Source organism: Falsiroseomonas sp., from assembly GCF_041690465.1.
Lineage (GTDB): Bacteria > Pseudomonadota > Alphaproteobacteria > Acetobacterales > Acetobacteraceae > Falsiroseomonas.
The window spans coordinates 18,844-27,299 of sequence record NZ_JAWLHG010000052.1 but is presented as its reverse complement, the minus strand read 5'-3'; the positions used below and the strand labels follow the sequence as shown (position 1 = coordinate 27,299).

At 70.5% G+C, this 8,456-nt stretch carries 9 protein-coding genes; 2 read left to right on the top strand and 7 right to left on the bottom strand.

The window, feature by feature from the left end; genetic code table 11:
* Window positions 1-103 precede the first annotated feature (103 nt).
* Genes ACESM1_RS27060 through ACESM1_RS27045 form a run of 4 tightly spaced genes read right to left on the bottom strand, consistent with a single transcriptional unit; the run spans window position 104 to window position 3,531 of the window.
* Entirely contained in the window at window positions 104-748 is a 645-nt protein-coding gene (locus tag ACESM1_RS27060; RefSeq protein WP_372624340.1) for a phage portal protein, read from the bottom strand.
* Window positions 748-984: a phage head-tail joining protein gene (locus tag ACESM1_RS27055; RefSeq protein ID WP_372624339.1), complete on the bottom strand. Its 237-nt coding sequence runs from the start codon at window positions 982-984 to the stop codon at window positions 748-750. The genes ACESM1_RS27060 and ACESM1_RS27055 overlap by 1 nt, the downstream gene beginning before the upstream one ends.
* A 13-nt stretch (window positions 985-997) precedes the next feature.
* Window positions 998-2,959 carry a phage terminase large subunit family protein gene (locus ACESM1_RS27050; RefSeq protein ID WP_372624338.1) on the bottom strand — a complete coding sequence of 654 codons (1,962 nt, stop codon included), beginning with the start codon at window positions 2,957-2,959 and terminating at the stop codon, window positions 998-1,000.
* On the bottom strand, window positions 2,959-3,531 hold the full coding sequence (locus tag ACESM1_RS27045) for an elements of external origin (protein ID WP_372624337.1): 573 nt from the start codon (window positions 3,529-3,531) through the stop codon (window positions 2,959-2,961). The genes ACESM1_RS27050 and ACESM1_RS27045 overlap by 1 nt, the downstream gene beginning before the upstream one ends.
* 187 nt (window positions 3,532-3,718) lie before the next feature.
* Between ACESM1_RS27045 and ACESM1_RS27040 the strand changes: the two genes are divergently transcribed.
* Entirely contained in the window at window positions 3,719-4,495 is a 777-nt protein-coding gene (locus tag ACESM1_RS27040) for a DUF3489 domain-containing protein (protein WP_372623427.1), read from the top strand.
* A gap of 165 nt (window positions 4,496-4,660) precedes the next feature.
* Here the strand turns inward: ACESM1_RS27040 and ACESM1_RS27035 are convergent, their stop codons facing one another.
* On the bottom strand, window positions 4,661-4,882 hold the full coding sequence (locus ACESM1_RS27035; RefSeq protein ID WP_372623426.1) for a hypothetical protein: 222 nt from the start codon (window positions 4,880-4,882) through the stop codon (window positions 4,661-4,663).
* 534 nt (window positions 4,883-5,416) lie between these two features.
* Window positions 5,417-5,623: a cold-shock protein gene (locus tag ACESM1_RS27030; RefSeq protein ID WP_372624336.1), complete on the bottom strand. Its 207-nt coding sequence runs from the start codon at window positions 5,621-5,623 to the stop codon at window positions 5,417-5,419.
* Window positions 5,624-6,051: 428 nt separating this feature from the next.
* Between ACESM1_RS27030 and ACESM1_RS27025 the strand changes: the two genes are divergently transcribed.
* On the top strand, window positions 6,052-7,062 hold the full coding sequence (locus tag ACESM1_RS27025; RefSeq protein ID WP_372624335.1) for a hypothetical protein: 1,011 nt from the start codon (window positions 6,052-6,054) through the stop codon (window positions 7,060-7,062).
* A gap of 336 nt (window positions 7,063-7,398) precedes the next feature.
* Here ACESM1_RS27025 and ACESM1_RS27020 read toward each other — a convergent pair whose 3' ends face one another.
* Window positions 7,399-8,376 carry a Bug family tripartite tricarboxylate transporter substrate binding protein gene (locus ACESM1_RS27020; RefSeq protein ID WP_372624334.1) on the bottom strand — a complete coding sequence of 326 codons (978 nt, stop codon included), beginning with the start codon at window positions 8,374-8,376 and terminating at the stop codon, window positions 7,399-7,401.
* Between the last annotated feature and the right edge of the window lie 80 nt (window positions 8,377-8,456).

Below are 8,456 nucleotides of genomic sequence, written 5' to 3'. Positions count from 1 at the left end.
GTTCTCCGTCCCGCCGGTGGGCGGGCCGCGGTCCGAGCGCGAGGGCAAGGACCGCGCCCCGCCCACCGGCTCCATCCTTCGAGAACCAACACAGTCTGTCCGATCAAGTCTCAGCTAACGCACGATAGATGTGCAGCACGTCACCGGCGGGGATGCGCTCGCTGCTGAGCCAGGTGGCACCGGGCAGCGTCCAGGCGGCGCCGGGATGCACGCGGTGCAGCCAGTAGCCGATCGGCTCGCCGGCCTCGCCGAGGGCGATGCCCTGGATGGTGGCGGCGCCCGCCAGCATGCCGTTGCGGGCTGTGTCCAGGTGGTCCGCCTCCAGCACCTGCAACCTGAGGCCGATCGGGTTGGCGGGCGACGGCGGCACCATTTGGAAGCGGACAAAGCACTCGCCGCTTTCCACCACCGCCCGCATCGCGAGCGCCTGCAGACCATAGAGATCGAGCCGGCCCTCTGCGTCGCAGCCGGTGCTCTCCGCCCAGCGACGCCAGGCATCGGCATGGGGCTGATCCGGCCAGCGCGTCGTGATGCCGGCACCGACGGCGTTCCCGGTCCAGAGATCGACGATGCGGCTGGCATAGGGATCGTTCCTGACGGCGTCGCGAGCACGGCGCGCGACGGTCGGTGCGGCCATGCCGACCTCGGCCGTGGCGCTGCCGCCGGAGGGCGCCCAGGCGGAGGACCGCTGGTCCTGCGCCGCGGCGTATCCGCGCAGCACTGCCCAGGCATCGCGGAGACGGCCCATCACCTGCTGCCCTCCCGAGAGAAGCTGGCCAGTGTCACGGATGGACGGCGCGTGGCTGAGACCTCCGCGCCGCGCAGCACGGCGAGCGCACGGCCGAGCTCGTCGAGGCTGCGATACTCCACGGTGCGGCCGTCGAAGGTCACGCGCGTGGTGCCGCCGGTGTATGCCGACGCCAGCGCCGCAGCGCGGCTGCTGGCTGGCTGCGCCAGCGCCCAGGCGAGGACGGTCGGATCCATGCTCGTCCTCCGCTCAACGAAGCCAGCCGGAGCGCGGCGCGAGCCAGCCCCGCGGGCGCATCGGCTCGGGCGATGCTGTCGCTGCTGCGGCCCCCGTCGTCAGAGCCGGCTCGGCTGCCGGCAACGACAGCGCATCGGCCATCCGCGCCCACCGACCTTCGCCCCAGCCGTCCATGCCGAGCGCCGCGGCGGCAGCCCGGGCATAGACCCGGCAGTCCAGCGCCTCGTTCCTCTCGCGCGTCTTCACCCATTCCAGCCGGCGGAAGCCGTTGCGGCCGGCGCGGGCGACCAACTGCTCGGCGGTGAGCTGGCGGCAGAACTCCTCGCCCGCGGCATGCACCGGCAGATGCACGTAGCCGGCCGGGAACGGATCGCCGCTCTCTTCCGTCGGCCGCTCCAGCTTCAGCCAGCCGTAGGTCTCGCCCTTCAGGAAGGATGAACCCACCGGCCAGACCTTCAGTCCGCCGAGCTTTCGGCCGTTCCGCCGCACCTCCGTCGCGGCCGGCTGGCCGACGGCCGCCCGCAGCCCGTCCTGGCCCTTCACGGCGATGGCGCGGCCGGCGCCGGCCCGCCGCACGAAGGCGTAGACCTCGGCAGTGGTCATGCCGTCACCGCTGTCGATCGCGGCCATGGCCACCGGCAGGTGATGCCCGCTGCCGTGCCGCCAGGTCTCGCCGAGCAGCAGCCGCAGCTCCTCCCACACCGCAGCCTCGAACGGGTTACCCGCCAGCACGCGGTGCTCGACCAGCCAGGATTGGCGATCCTGTCCCCAGGCCCAGATGCTCGCCTCAAGGCGATCGCGCTGCACGTCGACGCCGGCGGTCAGCAGCAGGCCGCCCGCTGGCACGGTGCCCGCGGGCCAGTGCTCGCGACGATCGTAGAGCCGCTGCCAGTCCGGCGCCTCGCCCGCCTCCTGCCAGGTCTCGCCGAGCACGGTGTTGCGGAAGGTCTTGATCGCCCGGTCGTCGCCCTGCGCGGCGAGCCAGAGCCGCGCAATCTCCGACCACGGCATCCAGCCCGGCGGCGAGTAGAGCGCCGAGATGTGGAAGCCGATCGCGTGCGGGTCCGTCGCTGCGGCGGTGGCTCGCCATTCGCCCGCGGCCAGCATCGCCGCCTTGTGCTGCTCGCCGATCGGCGCGTCGCAGGCCTCGCAGAGATAGCGTGCCGTCTCCGGCTCGCCGTCGTCCCAGACCAGCCGCTCGAAGCGCAGCCACTGCATCGCCCGGCAGTGCGGGCACGGCACGAAGTAGCGCCGCTGGTCGGTCGCCAGGTACTCGCGCTCGATCCGCGACAGGCCCGCGATGGTCGGCGTGCTGACGAGGAACACCTTCCGGCGCCAGCCGAAGGTCCGCGCGCGCGCCTCGGCCAGCGCGATCGGGTCACCCTCGCCCTCGACGTCACCGGGATAGGCGTCGATCTCGTCGAGGAACAGGAACCGCGCCGACATGGAGCGCAGGCCGACGGCGCTGTTCGCGCCGGTCATCACCAGCTGCCCGCCGGGGAACTCCTTGCTGAGCTGGCGATTGCCGCTGTCGCGCGAGCGTGCTGGCGCGACCCGCTCCCGGATGGCGGGCGTCTCCTCGACCAGCGGGTCGATGCGCTGGTCGGAGAAGCGCTTGGCGAGTTCCGTGGTCGGCTGCACCGCGAGCATCGGCCCCGGCGCGTGGTGGATGACGTAGCCGATCCAGTTGTTGCCGCACTCGGTGCCGCCGACCTGGGCACCCTTCATGAAGACCACGCGCCGCGCCGGATGAGTCGGCGACAGCGCGTCCATGATCTCGCGCAGATAGGGCGTGCGGACCGTGCGCCACGGCCCGGGCTCAGCAGAGCCCCGCGAGCCGAGCACGCGGTGCTTGTCCGCCCACTCCGAGACCAGCAGCGCCGGCTCGGGCGCCATGCCGTCGCGCCAGGCCTGCAGGATCTCGGCGTCACCGTCGAACCGGCCGAGCTCCTCCAGCAGATGCTCGCCCGCCATCAGCCGACGCTCACCCGGACGTCGTGCCGCTCAGCGAGGTGCTGGCGCAGACGCGTGTCCATCATCGTCTGCAGCCGATGCGCATCGACGCCGAGCTCGGCCGCCATCTCGGCAGCCACCCTGGCCGGCCAGGCGAGGACCGAGTCGCGCTCCTCCTTGGCGAGGCGGTGCACCAGCAGCAGCGTGCGGGCCTTGTCGACCAGCTTGCCCTTGCGCTCGTCGAGCCGCAGCCGGCGCTCCTGCGCCTTCAGCACCTCGTTCGCCGTGCGCGCGTCGTGAAAGGTGCTGCTCGTGGCCCGCGGCAGCGGATCAGGCGCAGCTGCCGCGATCGGTGGCAGCGCAGCGGGGCGCGGTGCTGCCGGGGCCGGCTGCACCAGCGTCGCAGTCTTCCGCATCGGATCGCTGCTCTCAGCCAGCCGCGCGCGGATCTTCTCCACGTCCCAAGCGCCATCGGCCTCGGGCGCGATGCGGCCGGCGCGCTGCGCCTTCTGCAACGCAGTATGGGAAACGCCAAGGCGGCGCGCCACCTCGCGCTGCGAGGCCACGCGGCCCGGCTGCGCGGCAGCGATCATGATGTGATCGAGATCCTTTGAAGAACGCAATCTGCGCCGCGGCGATCACGCTTGGCTCGTGCGCGGCACAGCGCGAATGCTCCGTCACGCGCTGCGCAAGCGCACCATCTGCCCCGACCGGTCCTGCCGGCGGGGCTCGGGGCGGTAGCACCCGACTGGTCGGGTGCGGAAACCGGAGACCCCGAAGATGAAGCTCACCGACACGCAGCAGCAGATCCTTACTGCCGCCGCGCAGCACCCCGAGCACCTGGCCTACCCGCCCGCGCGTCTGCCCGCCGGCGCGCGCCAGAAGGTGGCGCAGGCCCTCCTGAAGAACGACCTGGTGATCGCGGTGCATCGCCCGCCTTACGACGCCATCGCGAAATGGACGGTGGACGGCGAAGAGATGCTGCTGAAGATCACCGACGAGGGGCTCCGCGCCATGGGCCTTGAGCCGGCGGCGCCCGCGGCGGATGCCGGAACGGGCGCGGACACGGCGCCCACCGGCGGGGAGGACCCCGCGGAGGGGGATGCCCCCGCGGACAAGGCCGAGGCGGCCCAGGACGCGCCCACGCCCGCCCCGCGCGCGAGCCTGCGTGACGCCGCCGCCGCGGTGCTCGCCGCCTGGGATGACGAGGCCAACCGCGCGGCGGACATCATCGGCGCCCTCGACGGCCCGATGCAGGCCCTCCGCGCCGCCTTCGCCAGCAAGCCCGCCCGTGTTGCGCGCGAGCCCGGCGCGCCGCGCAAGCCGCGCGAGGGCACGAAGCAGGAGCAGGTGCTCGCCCTACTCCACCGCGAGGAGGGCGCCACCATTGCGCAAATCTGCGAGGCGACCGGCTGGCAGCAACACACGGTCCGCGGGTTCTTCGCCGGCCTGAAGAAGCGCCAGGGGATCACGGTCGAGGTGCTGGAGCGGGTGCGGCAGGTGGGGCCGAACAAAGAGGGTGCCCGCGGCAGCTATAGCATCTACCGCATCGCGTAGCCTGCAGGCGCGACGAGTCCCGGCGAGTCCCCCCGAGGTTGCAGGCCGGGGGGATTTGTCGGCCTAGACCCCGACCGCCCCGGGCGCGGGCATCGCTGAGGTGATCGGCTGCACGAGCACGGTGGCAAGCGGCACGAGCGGCAAGGAGACATCGGGGCGGTCGGTCTACCTGGCAGCAAAGACACCGTCGCATGCTGCGGCTCTGGGTCGCGCGCCGATGCGCCGCGGCCTGTCCTGGATCGCGGCGCGCGAGGGCACATGCACCACCTGGACGACGCGGCTCCCGAAGGCTCCGGCGCGTCCGGGGATGGTCCGCGTCTCCCGCCGGTTCACCGAGGCGGGTGTGTCGCTCTTGAAGCGCGCGAAGACGTAATCCTTGTCGTCCATGGGCGTCCGCATGTCGGGGAATCGCTGCCAGATGTCTGTCACCGGTTCCCCGAGTTGCGATTGCTCTGGGTCGCCTTGGAGACGCCGATCTGCTTGCCGTTGCCGGACCGGTCGTTTGCGTGGGCGTCCTTCGGGTTCGTCTTGCTGCCGGTTGTGCTCTTGCTGCCCTGAGGCGAACGACCTGCGGGCGGGAGGGGTGGCATGCGAGCCATGATGATATTTCTTTCTTTGTTGGTCGTGCGTGTTGAGCGCGCTTGGGAACGACAGACTAACTGTCTGGCCGAGTTGCGCCGCACATGAGTGTTCAGGCCGTGCGTCCGCTCGGACGCAGCAGATCTGAGAAGCCGGATGTTTCAGCTGCCCGCGGCAGTGGCCGTCCGGCGCGCCATGGGCGCAGCGCGTGACGCATTCTGCAGGGCCGATTCACTCTGTGAAAGCAAAGCACACCGCAGCAGGCAGTCACGGGTGGACGTGGAGGCGCCCACCCGCTTGTTCTCGCGCCGGCGGCCGTGAGGCCGCTGCAGCGCGAGGACGTCAGGCGAGGCGAAGGTTACAGGCTGACGTCTTACCCCGATCACCGCTCTGCACGTCGTAGGTGAGCTTGTCACCCTCGCGCAGCTCGGCGATGCCGGAGCGCTGCATGTCGCTGATGTGGACGAACACGTCACTCGTGCCGTCCTCGGGCTGGATGAAGCCGAAGCCCTTGGTCGCGTTGAACCACTTGATGGTGCCGTTGGACATGGGATTGTTCCGATCGAACAAGATGTGCCGCCGCGCGAACGTCGCATGGCGGGTCAATCATCTGAAGGGGCGGGCATCTGGCTCGGCGCTCGATCACGAGCATGGAGAGCAGGCCGAACCAAACAAGGCTGACACGACAAGCATAGAGCTTTGCATCGCGATTACAAGGAATTCTTTGCGCCCTGCCGATCGCCGTGTCCGAGAGCGCAGCGACGCGAAGCAATGTCGTCGAACACTCGATCCTCGCCCGCCAAAACCGCCGTCCTGCGAGTGAAGCGCTGCCATCGCTGCACGGCCACATCGACATAGCGGGCATCGATGTCCATCGCGTAGCAGATGCGCCCGATGGTTTCAGCGGCGATGATTGTGCTGCCGCTGCCGCAGAACGGCTCATAGACGGCATCGCTGATGGCCCGAGCATCGGCCCGGTGGGCGACTTCACCGTGCCCTTCACCAAGGGCACCTACGGGCCGGTGAGCCTGAGCGTGGACGGCGGGTCGGATGGCGTCGGCGGCTTGGTGATCACGACCTTCACCAACGACACCGGCTATGTCGGCGCGCTGGAGAGCGGTGGGACGCAGGTCACCTACTACATCGACGCCGACCTCGACGGGATCCGCGATGCCGGCGAGACATCCCCGGCCTTCCGCCTGACCCTGGATGCGCCGACCGGCAGCTACTCCTTCGAGGTGCTCGTCGCCGCGCCGTTCATCCGCGAGTCCCTGAACTTCGAGACGATCAGGGCAGGCGGCCCGCAGGAGACTATCTCGCCACCCGCCGGCACCGGCGGTGCGACGGTGACCTTCGACGGTCTGCTGTTCACGGGCGTGGCAGTGCCGGATGAGGGCGATCCCGAATCCGGGTTCGATGCCTTCAACCCCGGACTGACGACGGACCGCGACGATGCGAACCCGGACTCGCTCGGCTTCGGGATCAAGGATGGGCAGGCGTCGCAGTTCAACCACGACGAAGGCACGAAGGCGACCTACAACGATCCAGCCACGGTCGGCGCCGACGAGTTCGCTGGCCTGACCTTCGACATCCAGGCGGTCGGCAACACGCGCTCGGTGACGATCGAGTACTGGATCGTGGATGATGGCCTGGTCGTGCTGCACGACAGCGCGACGGTGAACAACCTGCCGAGCGGCAACAACCTGGTCGGCTTCGATGTGCTGGATCCGACCTTCGCGGGCTCGCCGCTTGCGACGCTCGCGGATTCCACCTTCGACGCGATCTACTTCCGCACGCTCTACGACGGCAATGTCAGCAACAAGGGCGTGCGGCTGCTGAACTTCGAGGTCATCACGCCCGGCGAGAACGAGGACCTGCAGTTCGACTTCACGGCGCGGGTGGATGACGGCGACAGCGTGCCGGATTCGGCGACCACGTCCTTCTCGGTCGGCGTGGACGGGAACGGCGGCGGCGTGATCTTCACCTGACCGCCACCCCGGGGAGGCGTGTGACGGCCGCGCTTCCCCGGGGCGTCGGAGGCGCGCGGCCGGGCCCGCGCGCCTCCGCGCGACGTTAGGCGCGGGGCGACGCCGGCCTGCGAGCCCCGCCGTCAGCGTCAAGCCGCTATCATTCATGATGATGGCCACGTGAAGCCAGGCTCGATCTGCTGATATCCGTGATCGCCGCGTGTCGTGGCCGACCCGGTCCAGTGTCCGCCGGCTCATCGAGGCTCCGGGTGTGTGGATCGAGAGGCGTCTTCGGTCCGCTGGACCACCGCCGCGATGTCGGGAGCTGCAATCGAGGGATCGCGGCTCGCTCCCGGCTCACCTCGCCCTGATGCCGGCGATGCGAATGATCTCGGTGTACCGGGTGGTCTCCGAGGCGACGAAATCGGTGAAGTCAGCGCTTGACCCCGGCATTGCTGTCGCGCCGAGTGCGGCGAGATCGCGTCGGACCCCGGCGTCCTGCAGACCGGCGTTCACCGCGTCGTTCAGCTTCGCGACGACCGCGTTCGGTGTGCCCCGCGGAGCACAAACGCCGAACCAGGATCCACCTTCGTAGCCGGGCAGCGCCTCGGCGACGGTCGGCAGGTCGGGCAGCGCCTCGGCCCGCGCCGGGCCGGTCGTGGCCAAGGCAACCAGCCGCCCGGCGCGGACATGCGGCATGGACGAGGGAGCGGGGTCGAACATGGCGTCCGCGGCGCCGCGCAGCAGATCGGAGAGCGCCGCCGCCGAGCCGAGATAGGGCACGAGGGCGAAGCGCACGCCTGCCAGGTGCTGGAAAAGCTCGATCGCCACGTGCTGCGGCGTGCCGGTGCCCGCGTAAGCGACCCTGACCCGCCCTGGGTTCGCCCGCGCGTGGGCGATCAGCTCCGGGATGGAGCGCACGGGCACGCTGGGGTGCACCTCGGCGATCAGCGGCACGCGGGCAATCCCGGCCACAGGGGCGATGTCGCGGCCGAAGTCGAAGTCGAGATCCGGGAACAGCGTCGTGTTGATCGTGTTCACCGGTCCGCAGAGCAGTAGCGTGCCCCCGTCCGGCGTCGCGCGGACCACCTGCCGCGTCGCCTCGTTGCCACTTGCACCGACGTGGTTCTCGACCCGCACCGGCACACCGAGCCCGGCCTGCAGCGCGGGCGCGATGGTGCGCGCAGCTAGGTCGAGGGGCCCGCCTGGCGGAAAGCCGACGATGACCCGCACCTCCCGCGCCGGATAGGGCTGCCCCCGGACCGCCGAGGGCAGGCAAAGGGCGAGGCCGCCCCCCACCAGTGACCGCAGCGCCGTGCGTCGTCCCGTGCTCATCTCAGGCCTCCCTCGCCCGGCGCAGAAGCCGGTCGTGCAGGGATACCGGGACGGGCCGCTCCGAAGCCATGCGGCCGTTG